Annotated in this window: 24 protein-coding genes; 11 read left to right on the forward strand and 13 right to left on the reverse strand. The window is 35.4% G+C overall.

From position 1 onward, the window contains the following. Window positions 1–27 precede the first annotated feature (27 nt). Window positions 28–591, forward strand: coding sequence for a Crp/Fnr family transcriptional regulator (locus ACQ76T_RS04625; protein ID WP_431342164.1), 564 nt, complete (start codon window positions 28–30; stop codon window positions 589–591). Between the two features lie 166 nt (window positions 592–757). Then, the gene (locus tag ACQ76T_RS04630) at window positions 758–1,261 is read left to right on the forward strand and encodes an N-acetyltransferase family protein (RefSeq protein WP_431342165.1); all 504 of its coding nucleotides are present in this window, start codon (window positions 758–760) and stop codon (window positions 1,259–1,261) included. An 84-nt stretch (window positions 1,262–1,345) separates the two neighbouring features. Here ACQ76T_RS04630 and ACQ76T_RS04635 read toward each other — a convergent pair whose 3' ends face one another. From ACQ76T_RS04635 to ACQ76T_RS04680, 10 genes are all read right to left on the reverse strand, one after another. Continuing rightward, on the reverse strand, window positions 1,346–2,170 hold the full coding sequence (locus tag ACQ76T_RS04635; protein ID WP_431342166.1) for a GLPGLI family protein: 825 nt from the start codon (window positions 2,168–2,170) through the stop codon (window positions 1,346–1,348). A gap of 60 nt (window positions 2,171–2,230) precedes the next feature. Continuing rightward, window positions 2,231–3,625 carry an MATE family efflux transporter gene (locus ACQ76T_RS04640; protein WP_431342167.1) on the reverse strand — a complete coding sequence of 465 codons (1,395 nt, stop codon included), beginning with the start codon at window positions 3,623–3,625 and terminating at the stop codon, window positions 2,231–2,233. A 99-nt stretch (window positions 3,626–3,724) separates the two neighbouring features. After that, a complete protein-coding gene (locus ACQ76T_RS04645) occupies window positions 3,725–4,909 on the reverse strand; it encodes a sigma-54-dependent transcriptional regulator (RefSeq protein ID WP_431342168.1) in 1,185 nt (394 codons plus the stop codon). A gap of 56 nt (window positions 4,910–4,965) precedes the next feature. Beyond that, the gene (locus ACQ76T_RS04650; protein ID WP_431342169.1) at window positions 4,966–5,625 is read right to left on the reverse strand and encodes a YggS family pyridoxal phosphate-dependent enzyme; all 660 of its coding nucleotides are present in this window, start codon (window positions 5,623–5,625) and stop codon (window positions 4,966–4,968) included. Window positions 5,626–5,764: 139 nt separating this feature from the next. Next, window positions 5,765–6,625: a polysaccharide deacetylase family protein gene (locus ACQ76T_RS04655; RefSeq protein WP_431342170.1), complete on the reverse strand. Its 861-nt coding sequence runs from the start codon at window positions 6,623–6,625 to the stop codon at window positions 5,765–5,767. Between the two features lie 292 nt (window positions 6,626–6,917). Then, a complete protein-coding gene (locus tag ACQ76T_RS04660; RefSeq protein ID WP_431342171.1) occupies window positions 6,918–7,646 on the reverse strand; it encodes a DUF72 domain-containing protein in 729 nt (242 codons plus the stop codon). A 5-nt stretch (window positions 7,647–7,651) separates the two neighbouring features. Further along, window positions 7,652–10,510, reverse strand: coding sequence for a heavy metal translocating P-type ATPase (locus ACQ76T_RS04665; RefSeq protein ID WP_431342172.1), 2,859 nt, complete (start codon window positions 10,508–10,510; stop codon window positions 7,652–7,654). 280 nt (window positions 10,511–10,790) lie between these two features. After that, window positions 10,791–11,351, reverse strand: coding sequence for a helix-turn-helix domain-containing protein (locus ACQ76T_RS04670; protein WP_431342173.1), 561 nt, complete (start codon window positions 11,349–11,351; stop codon window positions 10,791–10,793). Beyond that, the gene (locus ACQ76T_RS04675; protein ID WP_431342174.1) at window positions 11,348–11,743 is read right to left on the reverse strand and encodes an acyl-CoA thioesterase; all 396 of its coding nucleotides are present in this window, start codon (window positions 11,741–11,743) and stop codon (window positions 11,348–11,350) included. Before ACQ76T_RS04675 ends, ACQ76T_RS04670 begins: the two co-directional genes overlap by 4 nt. Window positions 11,744–11,839: 96 nt before the next feature. Beyond that, entirely contained in the window at window positions 11,840–12,253 is a 414-nt protein-coding gene (locus tag ACQ76T_RS04680; protein WP_431342175.1) for a DUF6157 family protein, read from the reverse strand. A gap of 524 nt (window positions 12,254–12,777) precedes the next feature. Here ACQ76T_RS04680 and ACQ76T_RS04685 point away from each other — a divergent pair. Beyond that, on the forward strand, window positions 12,778–13,134 hold the full coding sequence (locus tag ACQ76T_RS04685; RefSeq protein ID WP_431342176.1) for an RNA recognition motif domain-containing protein: 357 nt from the start codon (window positions 12,778–12,780) through the stop codon (window positions 13,132–13,134). 111 nt (window positions 13,135–13,245) lie between these two features. Here the strand turns inward: ACQ76T_RS04685 and ACQ76T_RS04690 are convergent, their stop codons facing one another. The 3 genes from ACQ76T_RS04690 to ACQ76T_RS04700 are packed head-to-tail and all read right to left on the reverse strand — an operon-like array spanning window position 13,246 to window position 16,139. Then, window positions 13,246–15,015: a DUF4153 domain-containing protein gene (locus tag ACQ76T_RS04690; protein ID WP_431342177.1), complete on the reverse strand. Its 1,770-nt coding sequence runs from the start codon at window positions 15,013–15,015 to the stop codon at window positions 13,246–13,248. Between the two features lie 21 nt (window positions 15,016–15,036). Beyond that, window positions 15,037–15,528 (reverse strand): BlaI/MecI/CopY family transcriptional regulator, encoded by a 492-nt coding sequence (locus ACQ76T_RS04695; RefSeq protein ID WP_431342178.1) that lies wholly within the window; start codon window positions 15,526–15,528, stop codon window positions 15,037–15,039. Window positions 15,529–15,536: 8 nt separating this feature from the next. Continuing rightward, entirely contained in the window at window positions 15,537–16,139 is a 603-nt protein-coding gene (locus ACQ76T_RS04700; protein ID WP_431342179.1) for a phosphatase PAP2 family protein, read from the reverse strand. Window positions 16,140–16,716: 577 nt separating this feature from the next. Between ACQ76T_RS04700 and pdhA the strand changes: the two genes are divergently transcribed. The 8 genes from pdhA (at window position 16,717) to ACQ76T_RS04740 (ending at window position 24,910) form a co-directional block, all read left to right on the forward strand. After that, entirely contained in the window at window positions 16,717–17,718 is a 1,002-nt protein-coding gene (pdhA, locus tag ACQ76T_RS04705; protein ID WP_431342180.1) for a pyruvate dehydrogenase (acetyl-transferring) E1 component subunit alpha, read from the forward strand. A gap of 102 nt (window positions 17,719–17,820) precedes the next feature. Beyond that, the gene (locus ACQ76T_RS04710) at window positions 17,821–19,419 is read left to right on the forward strand and encodes a 2-oxo acid dehydrogenase subunit E2 (RefSeq protein WP_431342181.1); all 1,599 of its coding nucleotides are present in this window, start codon (window positions 17,821–17,823) and stop codon (window positions 19,417–19,419) included. Between the two features lie 265 nt (window positions 19,420–19,684). Continuing rightward, the gene (locus ACQ76T_RS04715; protein WP_422692040.1) at window positions 19,685–20,353 is read left to right on the forward strand and encodes an ABC transporter ATP-binding protein; all 669 of its coding nucleotides are present in this window, start codon (window positions 19,685–19,687) and stop codon (window positions 20,351–20,353) included. 16 nt (window positions 20,354–20,369) lie between these two features. Next, window positions 20,370–20,948: a murein L,D-transpeptidase catalytic domain-containing protein gene (locus tag ACQ76T_RS04720; RefSeq protein ID WP_431342182.1), complete on the forward strand. Its 579-nt coding sequence runs from the start codon at window positions 20,370–20,372 to the stop codon at window positions 20,946–20,948. A gap of 24 nt (window positions 20,949–20,972) precedes the next feature. Next, on the forward strand, window positions 20,973–21,650 hold the full coding sequence (radC, locus tag ACQ76T_RS04725; RefSeq protein ID WP_431342183.1) for a RadC family protein: 678 nt from the start codon (window positions 20,973–20,975) through the stop codon (window positions 21,648–21,650). Beyond that, window positions 21,647–22,561, forward strand: a complete 915-nt coding sequence (locus tag ACQ76T_RS04730) for a hypothetical protein (RefSeq protein WP_431342184.1) — start codon at window positions 21,647–21,649, stop codon at window positions 22,559–22,561. The genes radC and ACQ76T_RS04730 overlap by 4 nt, the downstream gene beginning before the upstream one ends. 101 nt (window positions 22,562–22,662) lie before the next feature. Continuing rightward, window positions 22,663–23,547, forward strand: coding sequence for a phytanoyl-CoA dioxygenase family protein (locus tag ACQ76T_RS04735; RefSeq protein ID WP_431342185.1), 885 nt, complete (start codon window positions 22,663–22,665; stop codon window positions 23,545–23,547). A gap of 241 nt (window positions 23,548–23,788) precedes the next feature. Then, window positions 23,789–24,910, forward strand: a complete 1,122-nt coding sequence (locus ACQ76T_RS04740) for a hypothetical protein (RefSeq protein WP_431342186.1) — start codon at window positions 23,789–23,791, stop codon at window positions 24,908–24,910. Window positions 24,911–24,933 lie beyond the last annotated feature (23 nt).

Below are 24,933 nucleotides of genomic sequence, written 5' to 3' on the forward strand. Positions count from 1 at the left end.
ACAAAAGGACATTTGTCCCGGATCCATATGTTACGAACAAATCAGTCATTCTTAAAGTATTTTGAAGAACTTTATCAGAAACAAGAAGGAAGAGAAGAGGTAGTGCTAAAATCTTTTTCCCGTGACGAAAACCTGTTGATGCAGGATCAGTCACTCTTGAAGGTGATGTTGATTAAAGAAGGTATTGCCAAATGCTATTTAACCGAAGAAAACGGAAAAGAATACATCATGGAATTTCTGGGAGACGGTGAAATCCTTGGAGAAGTAGAATTGATTAAAGATATAAGCTGTCTGTGCAGTGTAAAAGCGGTATCGGAAGTAACAGTTTACGAAACAAGTGTTTCCTATTTTAAATCTTTGGTTAAAAATGATCTTGCTCTCAATCATTTATTGTTGGATTCATTTGCAGAACGAATCATCAATACTTCAAGCAGAGCTTCTTATCAACAATTGTATACGATAGAACATACTGTAATGCAGTTATTGAATATGCAGACCCAACAAGGGATTCAAATCTCAAAAGAAGATATGGCGGCTTATTTGGGAATAACGGTGAGAAGCTTAAATAGAATTTTAAAAGATTTGAAATAAAACGATAGCTTTAGGAGGTGATGAGTTATGAATTTTAATTTTGAGGTTGTTTTTTAAGGGGTTAATTTATTTAAATATATAAAATAAAATAATTCGATTATATATTTAATGGGGTTGTTTCTGAAATTCACTATTTTTGTATTCGAATAAGTTGAATTTACTATCAATGGAAAAATTAAAGTTTAGAAATGCCGAATTATCCGATTTAAAGAAAATTGTAAAGATCTACAATTCAACAATTGCATCAAGGATGGTGACTGCAGATGTAGAAGAAGTTTCCGTAGAAAGCAAACAAAAATGGTTTGACGATCACAATCCGGAAACAAGACCTCTTTGGGTGGTTAAAGATCAGGCAGAGCAGATAGTAGGATGGGTAAGCTTCAGTTCTTTTCATGAAAGAGCAGCCTATAGCGGAACCGTAGAAGTGAGTATTTATCTGGATGAAAACAGCCGGGGAAAAGGCTATGGAAAGATTATTTTGCAGTATTGCATCGACAATGCTGGAAAGTTTGGAGTGAATAATCTGGTAGCCCTTATATTTCTTCACAATGAGCCCAGCTTAAAACTCTTCCGTCACTTTGGCTTTGAAGATTGGGCGAATCTTCCGAATGTAGCTATTTTGGATGGGGTAGAAAGAAGTCTTGTTATATTAGGAAAAAAGATTGACTAAGATATAAAAGCAGCAGTTTCAAAAATATAACAAACCTATGTGAGGTACATTGTTTTTGAAACTGCCGTTGTATTTGTCCTCTATTTATCCTTTAAATATTGGTTCTTTGTCTTTTTCAATAAAGATATATCTCGCTTTAATTCCTTTTTGAAGCATTCCCTTTTTCTTATTAAGTTCTTCCGTAGATTCTACGCTTTCATTTTTAAAACTTAAGTTTCCTCCATTTTTCAATTTTTCTGAGAAAATTCTTGTTGGATTTTGATAAAGATCTTCAATATACCGATTGAATTTTTCATTGGTGATTGGAAGTGCCTGTTTTCCGTAATGGGTTTCCACAAAATCTTCTGTATCGTAATCTGAGGTTAGCTTTTCGTTGTTGATAAGTTTATAGATGAAATTTTGATCCGTATCTTCCAGAATGAAGATTAAACCGGGCAGCCCTCGAAATTTATAAGGTCCTTCTTTGATATTTACATCATTGGAAAACCACGCGTTCCAGCTTCTGCCGCCAAAGTCTGTGGTTGCTTTTTGGAGTTTATATCCGTTGTATTCTTTGGTTTCCTGAAGTAGCTTCCATTTCATTTCGTCGTGTGTTTTTACCACGAAATAGTCGAAAAAATCTCGGTACCATTTATTATCAAAAGATTCCGGCTTTCTTTCTATAACCTGGTCTGTTTTGGTGCTGTAATGGGAAATGGATTGGTTAGATTCTTTATTTTTCACATCATAATCTGCAAAGTCTTTATCATAGAACTTAACCGATTTTGAACTGATATCTAAGTTCATCAGGTTTTTTCTGTATTCCTGAGTCGGTTCCTGGCGATACTGAAGCTCGTACGTAAATCTATTGGTTTGAGATTGATATAAAGTGCCTGCACATAAAGCTAGGAAGGCAATTGTTCTTTTCATGTTTGTTAGTTAATGAAGACAAAAATAATAAAAAACGCAGAGCGATTGCCCTGCGTTCTTCTATTTTACTATTTTTTGTATTTCTACTTCTGTTTGTATATTCTGCTTTACTCTTTTCGCAGACATATTGAGGAATCGTTTTACCAGGAAAACAGCGGAAACTGTTAATCCTAATCCTAGGGCGATCCACATTCCAAAGGCCCCCATTTTCAAAGTGACACAGAAAAAATAGCCTAAAGGAATCGTAATGACCCAATATGCGATGAAAGTATAAATAGACGGAATTTTCACATCCTGTAAACCTCTCAGCATTCCTAAGGCCGTTACCTGAATTCCGTCAGAAAGCTGGAATAACGCTGCGATAATCATCAGTTTGGAAGCGAGAGTAATTACTTCTACTTCCTCTTTTTTGGTGAAGAAAGTAGGAAGGATATTTCGCCCTAAGATAAATACCAATCCACAGATACACATGAAAATAAAAGCAATTTTCAGGTTGTTAATCCCTACATTTCTTAGCTCAACGAAATTCTGCTCACCCAATTTTCTTCCGATCATTACAGTTGAAGCCACGCTGAATCCTACACATAAATTGAATGTGAAAGAAGCCATACTTAGTGCAATCTGGTGAGAAGCAATATCATGGGCAGAGATTAGTCCACAGATAAATGCTGCACCTGCAAACGCAGTTACTTCAAAAAACATCTGTAAAGCTGTAGGAAGTCCCAGTCTCACCATTTTATCAAACATCTTTTTAGAAAAAACCTGAATTTTCAATGAGAAATCTTTAATATAACGTCTTGTTCTCTTCTCTTTCAACAATACAAAATAAAGGAACACCACCATAAATATTCTCGAAATAAGGGTAGCTAAAGCCGATCCTTGCACGCCCATTGCAGGGATTCCCCAAAGTCCTTTGATGAATACATAGTTCAAAGCAATATTAATGATATTGGCGATAATGGTAGCTTTCGTCACTCCAATCGTATAAGAAAGCCCTTCAGAAACCTCACGAAGCGTCTGAAAAGCCATAAATGGAACCATACTGATCACCATAATACTTAAGAAGCTTACCGTATCAGGAATGATCTTGGCGGGCTGTCCTGAATGATAGAGCAGAGGCATTGCCAAAAGCAGTACAACCATCAGGATAATTCCTACAGACATGTTGATGATAAATCCGTGGCTGAAAACTGAGTTAATCGTAGCGTGGTCTTCTCTGGAATGAGCCTCAGAAACCAAAGGCGGAATGGCAAATGAAAAACCCAACGCCAATACAAATATGGAGAAAAACACCGCATTTCCCAATGAAACAGAAGCCAGAGCATCTGCACCCAAAAGTTTTCCGACAATAATGTTGTCGAATAAGTTTACCGAAACTTGCCCTACCTGAGTTAGCATTACAGGCAGAGCCAAAGTCAGGCATTCTTTCGTGTATTTTTTGTTTAAAAAGTTCATAATATTTTAAGATTCATATAGTTTATAATTAAAATAAGGGCAAAAAAAAATTTGCAGTGTTGACTGCAAATTTTTATAATATGGTGAATAATCGGTAAATTATTTCCTTACAAAACTTGCAACGTCAGTTTCTGAAACAGAGTTTCCACCAAGAATGATCAATCTTTCCACCACGTTTCTTAATTCTCTGATATTTCCAGTCCACGAAAGAGCTTTTAAAGCATCAATAGCTTTATCATCAAACTTTTTCACTGCAGTACCGTGCTCATCAGCAATCATACCGGAGAAATGTTCAACCAACAATTTGATGTCATCTTTTCTTTCGTCCAATGGCGGAACATAAATTTCAATAACAGAAAGTCTGTGATAAAGGTCTTCCCTGAATTTACCTTCTTCAATTTCTTTCTGCATATTCTTATTTGTTGCTGCAATTACTCTTACATCAACTTTTATTTCTTTATCACTTCCCACAGGAGAAACCTTGCTTTCCTGTAGCGCTCTCAATACCTTAGCCTGAGCAATAAGGCTCATATCACCAATCTCGTCAAGGAAAATAGTTCCTCCGTTAGCCTGTTCAAACTTTCCCTGTTTATCTTTAATCGCACCGGTAAAAGATCCTTTTACGTGGCCGAAAAGTTCAGATTCAATAAGCTCAGAAGGGATGGCAGCACAGTTTACCTCTATCATTGGACCTCTTGCACGGTCACTCTGATTGTGAATAGCATGGGCAACCAATTCTTTTCCGGCTCCGTTAGGACCTGTGATCAGAACTCTTGCGTCTGAAACAGCTACTTTTTCGATCATATCCTGAATCTTTTGCAATGCAGGAGATGTACCGATCATCTGGTATTTTTTGCTTACTTTTTTCTTTAATGTTTTGTTTTCAGTTTGAAGATTTTTGTTTTCTTTCTTCAAGGTTTCCTTTACTAAAGCATTTTTAACACTTGTAATCAGTCTGTTAATATCAATAGGCTTGGAAATGAAATCATATGCACCCTCTTTCAGGCAGGAAACGGCAGAATCAATGTCTGCGTGTCCCGAGATCATGATAAAAGTAGTTTCTGGTTTTAGGGCAAGACTTTGTTTTAAAAGTTCGGTTCCTGAAAGCTTAGGCATTTTAATATCGGAGATCACCAATGCGAAATCTTCTTTTTCTACCTGCTTGTAGCCTTCAAGGCCGTCTTCTGCGATTACAAATTCATAATCGCTAAGTTCATCCGAAAGAATACTGTGAAGTACTCCCGAGATTGCTTTTTCGTCTTCTACTATAAGGATTTTTTGCATAGTTGCAAATTTAAATTTTTTGTTTCAATTATTAGCAAAAACCGTACCTAAATATTCTATTTTGAATAGTCTCTTCGTCCGAAAATAGCGGATCCAACGCGTACAGAATTCGCTCCGCACTCAATAGCTATGGGGAAATCATCGCTCATTCCCATGGATAGGGTATTGAGTGTTTTTAATTTATTTAATTCATCAAAAAGACTCTTTAATGTTAAAAACTCCCTTCTTATCTGTTGCTCATCTTCGGTGAAGGTAGCCATTCCCATCAATCCTGTAATCTCAACATAAGGGAAATTTCCATCAGCATATTGTTGAAAAAGATCTTTTGCTTCTGAAATTTCAAGCCCGAACTTACTTTCTTCCGCCGCAATTTTTACCTGAAGAAGAACTTTTATTATTCTGTTATTCTTGCCTGATTCTTTATTGATTTCTGCTAAAAGCTTTTCAGAATCTACACTTTGGATGGTGTCTATAAAAGGAGCGATGTACTTAACTTTGTTAGTCTGTAGATGTCCGATCAGGTGCCATTGTATGTCTTTCGGCAGAAGAGGGGATTTTTCCATTAGTTCCTGAACTTTATTTTCTCCAAAAACTTTCTGTCCCAAATCGTAGACTTCCTGTACTGCAGAAGCTGGATGTGTTTTTGAAACGGCAACCAGCTGTACATCCTTTGGTAGCTGATCTTTTATAGCGTGATAATTGTCTTTAATACTCATAATTGCAAATTTCCGAAATTTAGCTGAAGGTTCAAAGCTCGAAAGAGTAAACTTTAGCAGCAAAAAAAATATCCATCTTTTACGAAAATACGCTTCATAGAAGATGGATAAGCCTTTATTTGTAAATTCTTACTTATTATTAATTAAGAACCTCATTGATTTTCGGATATTGAGATATTTTTCTGAAAACAAATCTGTTGCTTTTCTGCAGCTTTTCGATAAACAGATCCAACTCGTTGATAGAATCTGTATCTCTAAGGTACTGATCATGGGTAAGAAATACAAGGTGTCTGGATGTTTTTTCAAGATCGTTAAAGAAAATACTGTCTACTTTCTTTAACATGGCTTCGTGGCTTCCCTTTAATGTCATTTTCTGACTTGGTCTCCATTCCAGATCCCAACCTATTACCTTATATCCAGCTTTTTTAAGGCCATCTGCAGCGGCAGTAGTACTTTTTATATCAGTGACATTAATATTATTGAGTCTCCATACATTTCTACCCGGAGTTCTTGCAATTTTGTCTGTAAGTTTCAGGCTGTCTTTGGCGATGTCAAAATCGTGTACAACAGCATCTGCATTTTTATAAAAGTCAGAGTATTTGTTGTGCGCATGGGTAAAACTGTGATTCGCCAGTTCAATGAGAGGGTTTTGTTTTAACAGTTCCAAATCGTCTTTTTGCTTCTTGCTTCCATAAGCGTGTTTTCCCACCAGGAAAGCGGTAGCGCAAACATTTCTTTTGTCCAGAATTTTAAGAAGATTTTCAGTTCCCTGGTTGGGACCGTCATCAAAAGTAAGATAGATAATTCTTTTGTCTGTTTCTACGCTTTCGTCATCTATTTTGGGGACTATTTCTGCGGTAGGATGTTCCTGCGAATGGATGGGGGCATTCACCTCGTTTTTGGAATTACAGCTATTTAATAAAACTGATGTTGTACTCATCAATACAACCATCCCAAGAAAAGTCATCTCTTTTGACTTTTCCGCAAAATTTTTTTTCATAAATGTAGTAGAAAATTAAATTGTTAAAAATCGTTAAAAATAATGATTGAATGTTAACAAAATATATGCCGTTTTTTGTCAGTTTCTTCCTTTTTAAGATTATTTTAAGAACTTAATTTTAAAGCATTTTTTGATAGACAATCTCAAATTGATACTATGGTTTTGATTTTTCTATATCTTAACATTTATAAATAGTGAAATGATAGTTTTTCTCTATTATTGTTAGGGTAATCACATTCTTCATTGAGCTGGGAATTATTTTATTTTAACAAATTGATTCTATACATTGCGATTACTCTAATATGTTTTTGAGGTACATTCCATTCTCTACAGCAGATGTTCCCCAGGTATTATTAAAGAAAATAAATGTTTTTTGTTGATGTCTTCTGATTTTTTCAGCAAGGAGATCCAGGAAACCCTTGTCGTAAGAAGACTTATAAAGAACTGGTTTACCATGCAATCTGTAATACGCAATTTCCGGATGATTGAAAACAGGATCTTCCGGAAGGTTGCCTGGAAAACTGACACCGGATATAATAATATTCATATTTGTCAAAACATCAAATGTCTCTTTTTTCCACCAGGATTCATTTCTGAATTCAATGACATTGGTGAACTCCATATCAAGATTTTCTGCGATAAGAGCTATATTTTCCGGAGTATTTTTAAAGGAAGGTGGAAACTGATACAGAACACCTGAAAGTTTATCTTTGAGGTGACTTTGTATATGATTGCAGAAAGCTGTAATTTCTTCTTTAGAATGGTTAAGACGGTTTTGATGAGTGATCAGTTTCGGAATTTTAATAAAAAATCTGAATGATGCAGGAGTATCATCATACCACTTTGAAAGAGTCTTTGCAGTAGGTTTTCTGTAAAATGTAGAATTGATTTCAACGGCATTGAAGACTTTTGCGTATAAAGAAAGAAAATCTTTACTCGGGCTGTTCTCAAGATATAATGACCCTTTCCAGTCATTATTATAAAATCCTGAACATCCTATGTAAAGATTTTCTTTTTTCATGAGGTCTATTTTATATCCAGATCTACGGAATTTAATCTTAATGAATTCAGAATTACAGATAAAGAGCTAAAGCTCATGGCAGCGGCTGCAATCATCGGTGATAACAGAATTCCAAAGAATGGATACAATAATCCTGCCGCAACCGGAACGCCCAGCACATTATAAATGAAGGCGAAGAACAGATTTTCTTTGATATTTCTGAGTAGTTTTTCGCTCAATAATTTGGCTTTGGCAACGCCCAGGATATCGCCTTGTAATAATGTGATCTCGGCGCTTTCTATAGCAACATCGGTTCCTGTTCCCATGGCAATTCCTACGTCTGATTGGGCAAGGGCAGGAGAGTCGTTGATTCCGTCTCCGGTCATTGCTACAATTTTACCCTGTTGCTGAAGTTTTTTCACCTCATTCAATTTATCTTCCGGAAGACAATTCGCTTTAAAATGCGTAATTCCCAGTTCGTCCGCAACAGCTTTTGCAGTATGTTCGTTATCTCCGGTCATCATGATGACGTCAATTCCTTCACTTATCAATTGTTTAACTGCTTTTTTGGAACTTTCCTTGATCTTGTCTGTAAAGCTTATAAATCCTAATACTTCCTGTCCGTGAGCAATATAAGAGATTGTATGTGCATTTGACTGAACTTCTGTTGCTTTCATTTTCAGATCATCCGGAATCTGAATCTGATGAGAGGTCAATAGATTCTCATTGCCGAGATAAGCTGTTTTTCCATGAATATTTCCTTTGATTCCTTTTCCTGAAATATTTTCAAAATGTTCTACTTTCTCTGCTGCTATATTCTCCTCTTTTGCTTTTTTTATCACCGCATTGGAGAGAGGATGTTCAGAATTTTGATTTAATGAAAATGCCAGTTGTAAAACCTGATTCTGACTTCCGCTATTCATTGTTTCAATATGCTCTACGGAAGGCTTTCCTTCGGTTAAAGTTCCTGTTTTGTCTGTAATTAAGACATTTACTTTATTCATCTGCTCAAGAGCTTCTGCATTTTTGATCAGAATACCGTTTTTGGCACCTTTTCCAATTCCTACCATAAGAGACATTGGAGTAGCAAGGCCGAGAGCACAAGGACAGGCAACAATAAGAACAGCAACTGCATTAACGAAAGCAAACAGGCTTCTTTTTCCCTCCGGTCCGAAAAACTGCCAGAGAATAAAGGTAAGAGCAGCAATAAGGATTACTGCAGGAACGAAAACCTTGGCAACCTTATCGGTAAGCTTTTGAATAGGAGCTTTGCTTCGGCTGGCTTCGTTCACCATTTTAATAATCTGTGAAAGCAGGGTTTCGTCACCTACTTTTTCGGCTTTCATAATAAATACCTGATTTCCATTGATGGTTCCTGAAGATACTTTATCGTTAACACTCTTTTCAACGGGAATCGGCTCACCTGTGATCATGCTTTCGTCTACAATGGACGACCCTTCAGTGATTTTTCCGTCAACAGGAATTTTTTCACCGGGTTTTACTTTTAAAAGATCTCCGATTTTAACCTGGGATAATAAAACCTTTTTTTCTTCACCATTTACAATAAGATTGGCTTCGTCCGGTGAAAGGTTCATCAGTTCTTTGATAGCGTTTCCTGTTTTTTTATGAGCCGCCGCTTCCATAAGCTGGCCTAAAATAACAAGCGTTAAAATTACACAAACGGCTTCAAAATATAATGGAATTTCGTGGTTGTGACCACGGATCTCGTGTGGAATAATATCAGGGAAAAATAAAGCTGCAATACTGAATATAAACGCTGCTGCCACCCCGAGAGCAATGAGGCTGAACATATTAAGATTCCAGGTTTTAAAAGAAACCCATCCTCTTTTAAGCAGAAACCATCCCGAGTAAAACATGACAGGAAGGGTTAAAGCAAGTTCTATAAATCCCTGAATCTGATGTGAAAATGGGAAGCTGATAAGCATTCCACCCATAGAAAGAATGAAGACAGGAATAGTGAAAGCCAACGATGTGATGAATTTTCTTTTCAAAATATTGTAAGTTTCATCTTCGTCGTCATCTCCGCTATCCGGCATTCTTACAAGGTCCATCCCGCAGATTGGGCAATCTCCCGGCTCATCACGAATTACTTCGGGATGCATAGGACAGGTGTATTTTGCCGTTTTCTTTTCAGGATATTTTACAAGATCCATCCCACAAACAGGGCATCCTACATTAGAGTCATAGGTTTTGTCACCTTCACAATACATCGGACAGTAGTATCTGCCTGCCATATCGTCAGTAACTTTAGGAGGTTTATGATGGTGGCTGTGGTCGTGATGATGAGAATGAGGGTGGCTATGCTGGTGGGATGCTGCATTTTGAACAAGCTCCTGTGTGATAGGCTCCAGATGCATGTAACAAACGGGGCAGTCGCCATTTTCTGCATATACTTTATCTCCTTCACAGAACATTGGGCAATAATGTTTTCCAATACTGTCTTTGAAATTTTCAGGAAGGTGGGTAGACGAATAGGTAGGTTTATAATTAGGATCTTTTGCCAGCTTCTCTTCAATAGGAACAAGGTACATATTGCACACCGGACATCTTTCACCTTTCTTAAAATATACTTTATCCCCTTCACACTCCATTGGACAGTAATATACCGAAGAAGGAGATACACGATCCTGAGGTTTTATGAATGTTTTTTCAGGATTATTTGGGTCTTCAAGTTTATAATTTCCGATTTCTGCTAAGGCATCATTTAAAATCGAAAGTCCAACTTCCCGGTCGGAAGTGATGGTTGCGGTATTGTTTTCCAGATTGACATCAGCCGTTACACCATGTACACTGTTCAGCTGATTGGAGATTTTTTTCTGACAACCGGAACACGTCATTCCAAGTACTTTATACTGTCGTTCCATGATTCTTACATTTATACTGCAAATTTCCAAAATGAATTTGGAAGGCTGTTATAAATTTAAGGATAATAGTTATAAAATTTGGAGTGAAAGTCTTTTTAGAGGGGGAGGGTTTGAAAGGGTTGGAGCGTGGGAGAGTAGTTTGTAGAGTCTATATTTATTAAAGTTGAAAGAATAAAAATTGATCTGTTATAGAGTGTATTATGCGAAAACGCTGTTAAACAATCTTTTCTTGCTCTCTTACCTTACGTTAAAACCTTTAAGCTCTCCCACGCTCAACATCTTAGAGGTTATCCAATGACTTTCGGTTATGCTCTTTCAGTTTTTTAAATTCGGTAGGGGTGAATCCGGTAATATTCCGGAATTGAGAAGAGAGATACTGTACACTTTTGTAGCCTAGTTTCCCTGCAATTTCAGTAAGGTTGAATTCATTATATAGAAGAAGTTCTTTTACTTTCTCTATTTTCTGAAGAATGAAGAACTGCTCCAGCGTAATATTCTCATTTTGTGAAAAAGTTTTCGAAAGAGCGCTGTAATCTTTATGAAGTTTGGAACTTAAGAATTCAGAAAGTAGGAAATTTTCATCAATGTCAAGTTCGCTTACCTTTATGATAATCAGGTTTTTGATTTTCTCAGCAAGCTGATGAGCAGAATCCATAATTCTTTCAAAGCCTGTTTCAAGAAGCTTTTCTTCAATACGCTGCATGTTTTCTGCAGGAATATCAGATTCAGTTTCCACTTCTCCCAATATTACGGAAGACGTTTTGATTTCTGAGGAACTGAATATGTTTTCAACAGCAGCAATGCATCTGTTACAGACCATGTTCTTTATGAAAATCCTCATAGTTCGCTGTTTAGCCTGTCTTTTACGAATTCAATTTTGGTTTTTCCATGAGGAGCGGGATTTCCGTCCTGGTCCAGATTAACCATTACAATCTTATCAACCGTAATAATCGTTTGATGGGTCATTTTATTTCTTACATCACATTTTAAAGTAACAGAAGTGGAACCGAAATGGCTCGCTTCAATACCGATTTCTATAATGTCTCCCTGCTTGGCAGAACTTACAAAGTTGATCTCTGAAATGAATTTGGTAACTACTTTGGTGTTTTCCAACTGAATAATAGCATATAAAGCTGCTTCTTCATCAATCCACTGTAAAAGTCTTCCTCCGAAAAGAGAATGGTTAGGATTCAAATCTTCTGGTTTTACCCATTTTCTGGTATGGTAGTTCATGTTCTTAATAATTTATTGAGCAAATTTAGTGTTAAAAGCTGATGTTATCAAAAGAATAGTATTTATTGATCGGAACAGAATTATTCATTTTCTCAATCATTTTCTTTTGGAGCGCATTGCTTTCGTTTTAACGATGGAAGAATCATTTAAGAAAGATTGGTATTCCTTACTTTCTATAGGAAACAAAGCTACTTTTCCTTCCGAGTTATGATGGATTCCAAAGCCGTACTTTTTAGCCAGAGGAGAGCAGCGAAGACAAGCCTGCCCTTTAGAAAAGAATATTTTTCGGGCTTCTTCTTTTTCATTTTCCAAAATATCGTTTTTGGCAGCATGACATTCAAAAATAATATCGTCAGATGAGTATTGATAAGGATGTCGTGTCATTTTCTCATATTGAAGCGTAGCTATCGTCTTTTCTTTCTTTTCCGGAGGAGTCTGTGAGTGCAGGACAGGACAGTCTTCTGCGACTTCAATGAAAGTGTTGATATAATTAGTGGTATGCTGTTTCATAGAGTAGGTGGTTGCAAGAATTCATGAAATCTGAAGGAGAATTTCAATGAATAAAGGTGATACTATATATAAGGTAAAAAGAAACAAAAAAATTGTTGTCATTTTCTTTATAATATGAATAATGTGTTGTTTTATTTTGAAATATTTTTGATTTTTTGTGAATAAAAATTGATAATATTGTCGTGAAATCAATTTATCCATCCCATAATGTTTAAAAATAATTGAGATAGATGTAAATTGTATCATAAAATTGGATCTGAGTTTTATTTTTTTTAATATTAATAATATTTTAACAATTACATATATTTGGTTTAATTGATTGATTTTTAAATTATTATGTGTGTTTTAAGTTTGTTTTTACTATTAGGATTCAACATAATGTGAGAAATGTTAAAAAAAAGCTTTGATTTGATTTTTTTAATTGTATCTTGCATACGTTATATTTGGAATCAATATTTGTTCATTAATTTATGTTGTTTTTCTCTTATATACCAAATTTTTATTAATTTTTTAATTTATTTAAAATGAACATTTTTGTTTCAAACATCAATTACGCAACTAAAGAGTATGAGTTGCACGATCTATTCGCAGAATTTGGAGATGTATCATCAGCTAAAATCGTTACAGACAGAGAAACTGGTCGTTCCAGAGGTTTCGGTTTCGTAGAGATGGGTGATGAAGAAGGAAAGCAAGCTATTGAAGCTCTTAACCAAAAAGAATTCAACGGAAAAACTCTAAACGTATCTGAAGCTAAACCAAGAGAAGAAAAACCAAGAAGAAGCTTTGATAACAACAGAGGTGGAGGTTATGGTAACAACAACAATAGAGGCGGAGGCTATGGTAACGGTAACAACCGTGGCGGAGGCGGAAGTCGTTGGTAAAAAATACGAAGCGGCTTTTAAGCCGCTTTTTTTATAGTTCTAATTAAAAGAACTAATATAATAAATAAAAGAGACTAGTTAATACTAGTCTCTTTTGTTATAGAGGAGATGTTATTTCAATCTTATCAATACATAAGCCTTGTTCAAAGAGATTTCTGGATAATTGTTGCCAGGGTATTTCTCGTAATTCAGTTCGTCGAATATTAGTTTGATATGATACTTGCCCAAATCGCTTTCCAAGGCAATGTCGGAAGTTTTTAAAACCCTGGTCTTGCTTTTGTTTTCTTCAAAGAGTTTTACAAGTTGGGGACCGAAATCTATTCTTTCTTTACCATTAAGGATAATTTCCAGCGATGGTTTTTCAATAAGGTGGCTTTCCATCTGGAAGTGATCCTGATTGATTTGTTTATTATTTTCTTCATTATAGAGAGGAAAATCAAGGAAGTATTGATAGTCTCCAATTTCTATGGCTTGATTGTCAACGGCAATACTCAGTCTTTCTATTTCAAATTGACTGATATTGGAAAATTTATCCTCAATATCATATCCTATACTATCGTAACTTCCACTTGCAATATGATCTGCCAGTTTCAGCTGTTCTTTTTCATCAAGAAACGTCGATAGAAAGTCTGCCTGTTTTCTTTTTCCCAGAAATTCAAATATATCAGAAATTTGTCTGCTCGCTGTTTCGTCAATTTTATTTTTAAAAATTATTTTGCCGTTTTTGAGCAGCTGATGTTGGTTTAATATTTTTACAAGCTCAGTTTTCTGACTTCTTTTTGCAACACTAAATGCATTGAAATAAGGAAAAATTAAAGCAAAAATACCAAAAGTAAATAAACTAACAGGAATAAATTTTATCGTTGTTTTTTTAACGAAAACAAAATAGATAACAGTACTCAATAACCATAAGGCCAGCAGTAAAACAAAATATCTTGGTTCTGTATAACCGTATTCTAAAATTCTTGTAAAAATAGCAGTGAAAAGAAGAACAATTAAAGGTATAATCGTGTAATAAAAAACTTTTGAAAATACTTTAACCCAAGACTTTGCATTTTCTTCCTTTAAAGGATGTACCAGAAGCAATGCTAAAATTCCAACAGTACTGTAAGCAAGGATAAGATAGGATACCCAGCCTCTCGGCAACTCCCAGTTGATGACTATTTTAAGAGAATAGAAATAAAGAATAACCGCATAAATAATAAGGAGGGGAATTAAGATAAACTGTGTGAAAAACTTCAGAACAACAGGATAAGTGCCATCTTTCTCAAGATTACTTAATCCTTTTTCATTAAATAAAAGAAATATAAAAGTGCTTCCGGAGATCCCCAGAACAAAAAAGGTGTAAGAATAAATTTTCTCGCCAAAACTAAAATTAAAAAGCTCTGTTACGGCAAAAAAAGCAAGTTCAATTCCTCCGGTTAAAATCCCTGTGAATATAATGGTAAGAAAGAAATTAACAAAAAGATTTTTGTTGTACTGCCAAAACCCGAGCTCTCTGTCCTTTTTCAAAAAGGGAATAAAAGACACCAAAAGGTGTATAAGAATGGAAGTTACGACAATAGTATAGCCTTGTACTTCTGTAAAATCGTTTGATCTTGCAGGGAGGATGAAGTAAAAACCTATTAGAAAAGCGATCCCTGAGAGCTGCAATAGTAATTCTCTTCCGATTCTTTGTGACAGCATCTTTACAGCAAACATTAAAGATATTCCGAGGCAGGCGCAGGTTGTAAGTTTTGAATAAATAAAGGGTTGATTAAAACTGCTTTTAAGAATGTAAATGGCCCCTGCTGAAGCGAATGAAGCCATGATCAACACTAGAGGATAGCGGAAAATGACTTCATTGGCTTTGCTTAAAGTTTCATATAATTTCGTTTTCATGGTAGTTAGGAAGGTCGTTATTTAGTCTTTTTTCTTTTTCTTTTTCTTCTCCTTATCTTTTTCCTTTTCTTTTACTTTGGTTTTTTTCTCTTTTTTAGGATTTAGAATCTCATCAGCAAATTCAAACTTTGGCTCTTCCACTTTTGTAGGTTTGATTTCTATTTTAAGATCAAAATATCCTTTCAAATCTTCCTTGGAGATAAGATTTTCAGTCAATAAAAGCTCCAGAATTTCTTTTCCTGCATCGTTGAAGAAGTTATGAGACAATTCTTTCAACAGAAATTTTTTATACTCCTCCAAAGGAACAAGGGTGGTGTATTTGAATATTCTCCCTTCTTTTTCAGTAGACAGATATCCTTTTTCAACTAATATTTTAAGATAAGTAGATACCGTGTTCTGGTGGGGTTTCGGTTCCGGGTGCTGCTCCATAACGTCCTTCAGATAGAAAGATTCCATTTTCCAAAACAGCTTCATAAAGTTCTCCTCTGCGGAAGTAAGATGATTAATTTTCATATAGAATTCTAATGTTGAAATTGAATATTGCAATAAAGATAGATAAAAGATACCATAAAAGCTATTCCAGCCCCCATAAATACCTCTTTTACGGTATGTCTTTTTAAAATGATTCTGGTAATTCCTACCAAAATGGCGATTCCCAGCCAGGCCAGACCCATTGCCCAGTTCAGACCGAAAAACAGTGCCGCTACAAATATATTAAACGCTGTATGCATGGAACTTTTAATAAAAAAATTGCTGACCTGAAGAGCAAAAAGAAGAATTAAAATAAACAGCATGACCAGATCAATATAACCGTTCTTTATATAATTATAGATAAGATAGATCATTACACAGGCCGCAATAAAAATGTAAAGAGTCTTTCTTTGAACTCTGTTGGAGACATCCATATTGGTATACCGCCCCGTTTTTACATTCCACACCAGCCAGATAATGACAGGCGCAATGATCATTAACAATACAGGTACAAAATAAAGAAGGGATTCCTGAAGACTGTATTCTCTTGTACTCATGTAAACAAAAAAAATGATCAGAGAAACAAGAGGATTGAAAAAATCGGAAATGACCTTTGATATTTTATGTAATAATGAAGACTGCTTTTCTTCCATAATCGAGTTTAAAGATCAAATATACCATTATAACCTCAAAAAACAAGGGAAAAGCATGGGCAGAAAGACCTGATAGATTTTGAAAATATGCGCATATCAATGATTTTCAATACCACAGAAATGCTTTGTTTATTTCTATGAAGAGTAGTGGTAAAGTAAAGGCTTAGATCGTAAAATGACAAGGTGATTTTTTCAACAGATTTGAAAGGATGTTCTTACAATTGCAGATTTTTCTATCAAAAAGAAGCGGTTGAAATAACCAAAAGATATGTTAACAATAATTAAAGCCGAAGCAAGCAAGGGGCAAAATAGAATGAATTTGTGTGATTGAAGTATTGTTCATAACTTCAGGAAAACAAGATGAACAGGATGTTTTCTGTTGTATTCGCCAGAGAAAACCTCTTAATGAAATACTGCTTTATGAATATTTCCGTGGGTCGAAAATTAAGAATAATACATTCCGCGTGCAAATAGATTTCACAGAAAAAACGAAAAGTTATCTATGTATAGAATAAAAACAAAGTTTTTTTCATAATTTTGCTCAACTATTTCATCATAAAAAAGCAAGAGCTAACACATGAAAGAATTTTCTAAAGAGGTATACCTGAAGTGGTATGAAGATATGACAATGTGGAGAAGGTTTGAAGACAAATGCCGTTCTCTTTACCTAAAACAAAAGATCAGAGGATTTTTACATTTGTATAATGGGCAGGAAGCTATCCCTGCCGGTTTTACCCATGCAATGGATCTATCAAAAGACAGTATGATTACTGCTTACAGATGTCACATCCATCCAATGGCAATGGGAGTAGATCCTAAAAGAATTATGGCTGAACTTTGCGGTAAAGCGACTGGAACATCCGGAGGTATGGGTGGATCTATGCACATTTTCAGTAAAGAACACCGTTTCTATGGTGGGCACGGTATCGTTGGAGGACAAATTCCTTTAGGTGCCGGTATTGCTTTCGCAGATAAATATTTTGACAGAAAAGCTGTGAATATCTGTTTCTTCGGAGATGGAGCTGCGAGACAAGGTTCTTTACACGAAACTTTCAATATGGCAATGAACTGGAAACTTCCTGTAGTATTTGTAGTTGAAAACAACCAGTACGCAATGGGAACTTCTGTAAAAAGAACTGCCAACCACGAAGATATCTATAAATTAGGATTAGGATACGAAATGCCTTGTCTTGCTGTAGATGCAATGGACCCTGTGAAAGTAGCAGAAGCTGCTTATGAGGCTATTGAAAGAGCAAGAAGAGGAGACGGTCCTACATTCATCGAAGCAAGAACTTACCGTTACAGAGGACACTCTATGTCTGATGCTGAGCCATACAGATCTAAAGAAGAAGTAGCGCTTCACAAGAACGATGACCCAATTGAATTGGTAAAACACAAAATTCTTGAAAGCGGATGGGCTACAGAACAGGAATTGGAAGTGATCGATAACAAATCAAGAGACTTTGTTGAAGAGTGCATCGAGTTCATGGAAAACTCTCCGTATCCGGATGCTGAGAAAATCTATGAGTATGTATACGCTCAGGAAAACTATCCATTCTTAGACAAATTAGAAAACTAAAAAGATAATGAGTTAATTTGACAATTTGAAAATAAGATGATAAAACATCCCTTTTGATTTTCAGGTTTTCAGATTGCTAAATTTTCAAATTAAAAAATAATTATGGCAGAAGTAATTACGATGCCCCGCCTATCCGACACTATGACGGAAGGTAAAGTGGCAAAATGGCATAAAAAAGTAGGAGATAAAATAAAGGAAGGAGATATTTTAGCTGAAATTGAAACTGACAAAGCCGTTCAGGATTTCGAATCTGAAGTAGAAGGTACCCTTTTATACGTTGGTGTAGAAGAAGGTGCTGCCGCTGTTGTAGATTCAGTGTTAGCAATTATCGGTAATGAAGGAGAAGATATTTCAGGACTTACAGGTGGGGCAGCAGCTCCCAGTAGTGGTTCTGAAGAAAAAAAATCAGAAGAGCAGCCTAAAACAGAAACTGTTGAAGCTGTTGCCGCTGAAGTTCCGGCAGGAGTAGAAGTTATTACAATGCCTAGACTTTCTGATACAATGACAGAAGGTAAAGTCGCTAAATGGCACAAAAACGTAGGCGATACAGTAAAAGAAGGTGATCTTCTTGCTGAAATCGAAACAGATAAAGCAGTACAGGATTTCGAATCTGAATTCAATGGAGTACTATTGAAGCAGGGAGTAGAAGAAGGAGGTGCTGCACCAGTAGATTCTGTTTTGGCAATTGTTGGTCCTGCAGGAACTGATATTTCTGCTGTTGGAGCTCCAAAAGCTGCTGCACAGGCAACAGAAAAACCAGCTGAACAAAAAGCAGAAGTTAAAACTGAAGAAAAAACCGCTGCGGCTGTTAGCAATTCATCTTCAGACAGAGTGGCAATTTCTCCATTGGCTAAGAAAATGGCTCAGGATAAAGGAGTTGACATCAATGCTGTTCAAGGTTCAGGTGAAAACGGAAGAATCGTTAAAAAAGATATCGAAAATTATCAGCCGTCTGCTAAACCAGCTGCTTCAGCTCCGGCTGCAAGTGCTGCTGCTCAGGTTGCTGTAAGTTTCGTACAGGGTGAAGATACAGAAACTCCAAACTCTCAGGTAAGAAACGTAATTGCAAAACGTCTTTCTGAAAGTAAGTTCTCTGCACCTCACTACTATCTGATGGTTGAAATCAACATGGATAAAGCAATTGAGGCTAGAAAAGAGATCAATTCTATTCCAGATACGAAGATTTCATTCAACGATATGATCATCAAAGCCACTGCCATTGCTTTAAGAAAGCACCCTCAGGTTAATTCAAGCTGGGCAGGAGATAAGATCATTCACAGAGGAAACATCAATGTTGGAGTAGCAGTGGCTATACCTGACGGATTGGTAGTTCCGGTATTGAAAAATACAGACCAAATGTCTTATACTCAGATTTCTGCAGCGGTAAAAGACATGGCTTCAAGAGCTAAGAACAAAGGCCTTAAAGCTAACGAAATGGAAGGATCTACATTCTCTATTTCCAACCTTGGAATGTTCGGTATTGAAACATTTACAAGTATCATCAACCAACCTAACTCTGCCATCCTTTCAGTAGGAGCTATTATCGAAAAACCAATCGTTAAGAACGGTCAGATCGTGGTAGGAAACACAATGAAGCTTTCATTAGCATGTGACCACAGAGTAGTAGACGGTGCTACAGGTGCTCAATTCTTACAGACGTTAAGAACATATTTAGAAAATCCATTAACATTGTTACTGTAATTTCTAAAGTACAGATATTTAAAAACCTCCTGAAATAGGAGGTTTTTTTGTTGATAAATCTTTTCAACGAAAAAATAATCAATGGAAATCTTTAATAAATCACAGGGATCTGTAAAAAGATTTTCATTCTAATAAGCAATTCTCCTTTTTCTTTTCAATAGTATACTGCAAACGACTTGTTTTATTATGGATCAATTTAATATTAAAAAAAATTATCATCTCTTTTTTTGATGGAATTTTAAAATCAAATTACTATTTTTGAATCATGATTAAAGCAAGAAATATCCATAAATCTTATGGGAATTTAGAAGTACTGAAAGGCGTTGATATTCATATTAAAACAGGGGAAGTTGTTTCTATTGTCGGAGAATCGGGGGCAGGTAAATCTACATTGCTTCAGATTTTGGGAACTCTTGATCATCCGTCCCAATTCAATAAATATGATACTGAAATTGCCATAGCCGGAGAATCATTTATTAATATGAATGATAAGCAACTGTCTAAATTCAGAAATCAGAATATTGGTTTTGTATTTCAGTTCCATCAGCTTCTTCCTGAGTTTACAGCTCTGGAAAACGTTTTGCTGCCTACCAGAATTGCCGGAGCAAACGAAAGAGAAGCTATCGAAAAGGCATATGCTTTATTTGAAGACTTAAAAATAGAGCAGAGGCTGAATCATAAACCCAATCAGCTTTCAGGTGGAGAAGCTCAAAGGGTGGCGGTAGCGAGAGCTTTAATCAATTCGCCAAAAATTATCTTTGCCGATGAGCCAACAGGAAACCTGGATTCTAAGAATGCAGATGACCTTCACAGGCTGTTTTTTGACTTGAGAGACAAATACAATCAGACATTTGTCATTGTAACACACAATCCAAATCTCGCTGAAATTACAGATCGGAAGCTTGTCATGAAAGACGGTATGATTATCGAATAAAAACACACAACTTCAAATGATGAAACACTTAATTTTCCTTTTTTTAATTGTAATTTCCTGTTCAAAAGCAGATTCGCAGCAGTTGAATACTTTGAGTATTCCTCAGTCAAGAATTTCAGAAATTAAAAATTATATTAAGGAAAATGGGTATAATCAGGAGCTTGTTATTTTCATAAATTTTAAAATTCCTTCCGGGAAATACCGCTATTTTGTATATGATCTTACAAAAGATAAGATTGTTCAAAAAGCAGTGGTATCTCATGGTTCGGGATCAGTTGTTCCAAAGTCAGATGCTTTACAGTTCAGCAATATTGAGGGATCTTATCAGTCTTCTTTAGGAAAATATTCAATTGGAGACAGTTATGTTGGGAAATTTGGGAAAGCTTACCGCTTAAAAGGCTTGGATGCTACCAATGACAATGCCATGCAAAGAGCAATTGTTCTTCATTCTTACGGATGCATTCCGGATAGTGAGTCGAATGACCCGGCGTGCTTAAGTTTAGGATGTCCTATGCTTTCTGCAAATGCTTTTAAAGAGTCTGCGAAGTATATTGATACATCTAAAAAACCGATTATTTTGTACGCTTTCTATTAAATCAACATGTATTAAACTATTTCCATGTCTATAAAATTTCTTGCTGAAGATGACCGACCCCGAGAAAAGTTTTTGCTAAAGGGCAAAAGCTCACTTTCAGATTCAGAATTGCTGGCCATCATTATAGGCAGTGGCAACAAAGAAGACAGCGTTATAGAACTTTCAAGAAAGATTCTTTCATCTGTTAATAATAATTGGCATCAGCTAAGTTTACTGACCCTGAAAGATCTTATGAAATTTAAAGGGATTGGAGAAGCAAAAGCAATTTCTATCATATCTGCTTTGGAAATAGGAAAAAGAAGGGCTCTACAGGAGATTCCGGAAAAATCGGTCATAGGTAACAGTGATGATGCTTATGTGTTATTGAAAAATCATCTCTCAGATTTAAGAACTGAAGAATTTTGGGCTATTTTCCTGAACAACAGCAACAAGGTGATCCATATTTCACAATTGACACAAGGTGGGATAAGCCAGTCTATTGTAGATGTCAGGGTTTTATTTAAAACAGCTTTAGATCACTTCTCAACCGGTATTATCATTGCTCATAATCATCCCTCAGGCAGTCTAAAGCCAAGTAGGGAAGATATTTCAGTAACGCAGAAAATAAAAGAAGCCGGAAATACGTTAAGTATCCAGCTTTTAGACCATATTATTATCACACAGAATACCTATTTTAGTTTCTCGGACGAAGGTTTATTATGATTAGAAGATTAAAATACGATGAAATTGATTTTGTAAAATACACTCAGTGTTTAGAAAATTCTGAACAAAGAAAATACAGTGCTGCCCGACACTTTCTGGATGTTACTTCAGAAAAGCAATGGGAACTTCTGGTTTACAGAGACTACGAAGCCGTTATGCCTGTTCCTTATGTAAGAAAATACGGCGTAAAAATTGTGCTCAATCCAAAGCTTTGTCAGCAATTGGGTGTTTTTTCAGAGAAAGATAGTGCAGATCTTAATGAAACTTTTTTAGAATATCTGGAAAAGAATTATATAATAAGAATCTATACTTTCAATGATATTAATAAATTTCGCACAAGGATTCATTTCAAGAAAAATTTTTTAATTTATCCTGAATCTTATGAAAAAGTATATGCAAAATATTCTCCCAAAAGGAAAAGAAAGCTGCGCCTCAGTGAAGATGTTCTCAAGGAATCAGAGGTAAAAGAAATTTCTTATGATAAAGCCAAAAACTTTATAGAAGCCAATACCATAGGAACCAGTAAAGACAGCGATTTATCTGATTTTATGAGGATTTTTGAAATGTTTCATCAATTAAAATATCTTACATTCACTGCTTTTTATTATCAGAACATGATAGCAAACGTTATTGCAACGTATTCAGATTATGGAATGGTGGCTCTTTTGGGAAATTTTAATGATAAGGATTATGTGAAATTATCAGGAGCCTCGGTATTAATTGATCACAAAATTAAAGAGACTATAGACACTCATACATTCGATTTTGAAGGCGGAGAAATTCCCAATATTGAAGAGTTTTTCAGAGGATTTCGACCAGAATTAAAACCTTATGGAATTATTGAAAATTCAAAAAAAGAACTTTTTAAGAAACTTGGGTATCTTGCAGTCAGCGGAAAGCCTTTTTTATGACGAAAAGAGTTGTTTAGATTGATTCTAATTAATCAGTATTCCATAACTTTATAAAATACTTACGGATTCATAATTGCAAACTATCATATATACTTTACAACTTGTTTAAAAAGAATAAGTTAAAGCATAATATTCCATTGTATAAAAAGTGCGGAATTAATAAGAGTTATTTTTCCAGTATTTCCAGTAAAGATTTTTCTCACTTTCCGGCTAAAAAAAGATCGATAGATTATCCACAATTGGAAGCCACTCCTTTTTTTAAAACCTTATCAGAAGAAAATCAGGAAAGTGCCCGCCAATATAATGATAACGGGTATATGATTCTGAGAAATTTCTTAAGTCCTGAAAGTGCAGATAAAATCAATGCAGAAATTGAAAAACTGATGAAGGAAGGAACGCCCAAATTCTGTTACGGAGGAAAGCTGATGTTTGCTATTCATCACTCTGAAATCATTCGGAATATTGGAAATGATAAAGAGCTGTCAGAATTCTTATCTGTTTTACTGGACGGTAAATCAAAGCTGTTTCAAAGTATCAATTTTATTAATGGAAGTCAGCAGAAAACCCACTCGGACAGTATTCATATGACGACTTATCCGCTGGGGGGGCTTTTGGGAGTTTGGATCGCTCTGGAAGATGTAGATGAAACCAATGGAGCCCTTCATTACATCCCCGGAAGCCATAAGTTGCCTTATTTCCTGAATTCGGACTATGATAATGAAGGATCTGCTTTAAAGATTGGTAAGAAAAGCTATAAAGCTTATGAAGAGTTTCTTGAAGATAAAGTGAAGGAGCTAGGTTTGAAAAAGGAAATCTTCAGAGCCAAAAAAGGAGATCTGTTAATATGGCACGCCAATATTCTGCATGGAGGGGAGCCGCACACCGATAAAAATAAAACCAGAAAAAGTTTGGTATATCACTTCTTTGATGAAAACAGTGTTTGTTATCATGAAGTAACGCAGAGACCAGCTTTATTTGAACTTTAGATTTAAAATAAATCAATTTTATCTCTTTTTAGGAGTTATCAATGTACGAATGAATAAAGATTCGTGCATTCGTGATTATTATAAAGTAGATTTTCTGCGTTATTTATTATAAAAATTTAAACAGATTAGATAAAGAATGCTTTTTTAGAAAGATAGTTTTTTACTTTTGTGGTCTTATAATGAACGTATGAAAAAAAGGGAAAATATTTTTGTTTTTATATTTTCAATCTATGTATGCATCATGTCATACTATCTCTATACCCATCAGTATTATAATACAGATATGGAAGCTTATATGGGATTGATCTATAAAACAGAGTATCCCCATATGAAGATTGAAGAGATTCATAAGAAGGTATATGACGAATTGAAAGAGAAGAATCCCCATTTTGCAGGTCTAGATCCTGTAGATCCTATGGTGGAGGAAGTGGCAGAAGGCGAAAGCACCTACTACAAAATTATATCAGAAAACCCGAAAGCATACGATGAGGAACTGCAGCTTTTTGTTGTGAAACCACTGTATAACTTTGTCAACTGGTCGTTCTTTAAGCTTGGTTTTAGTGCATCCACATCTACGTTTTTAATCTCGATTATCTCTTACGCGCTGATCCTCATTCTGATCTTTTCTTTCTTGATAAAGATTTTGAAAAACTATACGCTGGCTTTCATTATTACTGTTTTATTTTCACTGTTCAAGCCGCTTTTAGAATCCAGTAGACATGCTTCTGCGGACTCGTTATCATGTTTATTGCTGCTTTTAAGCTTTTATATGTTCACTATTAGAAAGAATTTCTTTGTGGCGGGTGTTTTTGCTATGTTATGTATTCTGACCAGGCCGGAATACTTTATTTTCTACTCATTTTTGTATGTTTTTATATACATTTACAGAAAGAGTCTGAAGGTTAGCTCCCGATCTTTAGGACTGTCATATATCTATCTTTTCCTTTCTTTCTTTTTGATTCAGTACTTTAACCAGGTTTCATGGTCTACCTTATTCATGAATCAGTTTACCAAAGTTCAGATTTATCCTGTATCAAATCCAGATCCATTCGTTTTCGCGGATTATTTACAGTTTATTAAAAGTAATATTATGCTGGAGTTCAATTCTTCTTATTTTCCCATTATATTGCTTTTCCTGGTCATCATTCTAGCCAATGATTTTTCAGTAAAAAGCAGAAAAAGCCAGATCCAGGTTTTATTTTTTGCCATTATTTATGGGACGGTATTTCTAAGATTTTTAGTTTTTCCGTCTTTGGTTAACCGAATGATGCTGGGCTTTTACCTGTTAATTATACTTTCTATGATCTATATTCAGAATTCTAAAGTGGATATATTTAAAAACTCTTTAGAAGACGGAAAATAATTAGTAATTTTGCAGTCTAAAAT

Source organism: Chryseobacterium sp. JK1 (genome assembly GCF_050632815.1).
Lineage (GTDB): Bacteria > Bacteroidota > Bacteroidia > Flavobacteriales > Weeksellaceae > Chryseobacterium.

What these genes read in the sequence shown, in the direction of transcription:
- ACQ76T_RS04625 (WP_431342164.1), top strand. Translation starts at nt 28, where the DNA reads ATGTTACGAACAAATCAGTCATTCTTAAAGTATTTTGAAGAACTTTAT.
- ACQ76T_RS04630 (WP_431342165.1), top strand. Translation starts at nt 758, where the DNA reads ATGGAAAAATTAAAGTTTAGAAATGCCGAATTATCCGATTTAAAGAAA.
- ACQ76T_RS04635 (WP_431342166.1), bottom strand. Translation starts at nt 2,170, where the DNA reads ATGAAAAGAACAATTGCCTTCCTAGCTTTATGTGCAGGCACTTTATAT.
- ACQ76T_RS04640 (WP_431342167.1), bottom strand. Translation starts at nt 3,625, where the DNA reads ATGAACTTTTTAAACAAAAAATACACGAAAGAATGCCTGACTTTGGCT.
- ACQ76T_RS04645 (WP_431342168.1), bottom strand. Translation starts at nt 4,909, where the DNA reads ATGCAAAAAATCCTTATAGTAGAAGACGAAAAAGCAATCTCGGGAGTA.
- ACQ76T_RS04650 (WP_431342169.1), bottom strand. Translation starts at nt 5,625, where the DNA reads ATGAGTATTAAAGACAATTATCACGCTATAAAAGATCAGCTACCAAAG.
- ACQ76T_RS04655 (WP_431342170.1), bottom strand. Translation starts at nt 6,625, where the DNA reads ATGAAAAAAAATTTTGCGGAAAAGTCAAAAGAGATGACTTTTCTTGGG.
- ACQ76T_RS04660 (WP_431342171.1), bottom strand. Translation starts at nt 7,646, where the DNA reads ATGAAAAAAGAAAATCTTTACATAGGATGTTCAGGATTTTATAATAAT.
- ACQ76T_RS04665 (WP_431342172.1), bottom strand. Translation starts at nt 10,510, where the DNA reads ATGGAACGACAGTATAAAGTACTTGGAATGACGTGTTCCGGTTGTCAG.
- ACQ76T_RS04670 (WP_431342173.1), bottom strand. Translation starts at nt 11,351, where the DNA reads ATGAGGATTTTCATAAAGAACATGGTCTGTAACAGATGCATTGCTGCT.
- ACQ76T_RS04675 (WP_431342174.1), bottom strand. Translation starts at nt 11,743, where the DNA reads ATGAACTACCATACCAGAAAATGGGTAAAACCAGAAGATTTGAATCCT.
- ACQ76T_RS04680 (WP_431342175.1), bottom strand. Translation starts at nt 12,253, where the DNA reads ATGAAACAGCATACCACTAATTATATCAACACTTTCATTGAAGTCGCA.
- ACQ76T_RS04685 (WP_431342176.1), top strand. Translation starts at nt 12,778, where the DNA reads ATGAACATTTTTGTTTCAAACATCAATTACGCAACTAAAGAGTATGAG.
- ACQ76T_RS04690 (WP_431342177.1), bottom strand. Translation starts at nt 15,015, where the DNA reads ATGAAAACGAAATTATATGAAACTTTAAGCAAAGCCAATGAAGTCATT.
- ACQ76T_RS04695 (WP_431342178.1), bottom strand. Translation starts at nt 15,528, where the DNA reads ATGAAAATTAATCATCTTACTTCCGCAGAGGAGAACTTTATGAAGCTG.
- ACQ76T_RS04700 (WP_431342179.1), bottom strand. Translation starts at nt 16,139, where the DNA reads ATGGAAGAAAAGCAGTCTTCATTATTACATAAAATATCAAAGGTCATT.
- pdhA (WP_431342180.1), top strand. Translation starts at nt 16,717, where the DNA reads ATGAAAGAATTTTCTAAAGAGGTATACCTGAAGTGGTATGAAGATATG.
- ACQ76T_RS04710 (WP_431342181.1), top strand. Translation starts at nt 17,821, where the DNA reads ATGGCAGAAGTAATTACGATGCCCCGCCTATCCGACACTATGACGGAA.
- ACQ76T_RS04715 (WP_422692040.1), top strand. Translation starts at nt 19,685, where the DNA reads ATGATTAAAGCAAGAAATATCCATAAATCTTATGGGAATTTAGAAGTA.
- ACQ76T_RS04720 (WP_431342182.1), top strand. Translation starts at nt 20,370, where the DNA reads ATGATGAAACACTTAATTTTCCTTTTTTTAATTGTAATTTCCTGTTCA.
- radC (WP_431342183.1), top strand. Translation starts at nt 20,973, where the DNA reads ATGTCTATAAAATTTCTTGCTGAAGATGACCGACCCCGAGAAAAGTTT.
- ACQ76T_RS04730 (WP_431342184.1), top strand. Translation starts at nt 21,647, where the DNA reads ATGATTAGAAGATTAAAATACGATGAAATTGATTTTGTAAAATACACT.
- ACQ76T_RS04740 (WP_431342186.1), top strand. Translation starts at nt 23,789, where the DNA reads ATGTCATACTATCTCTATACCCATCAGTATTATAATACAGATATGGAA.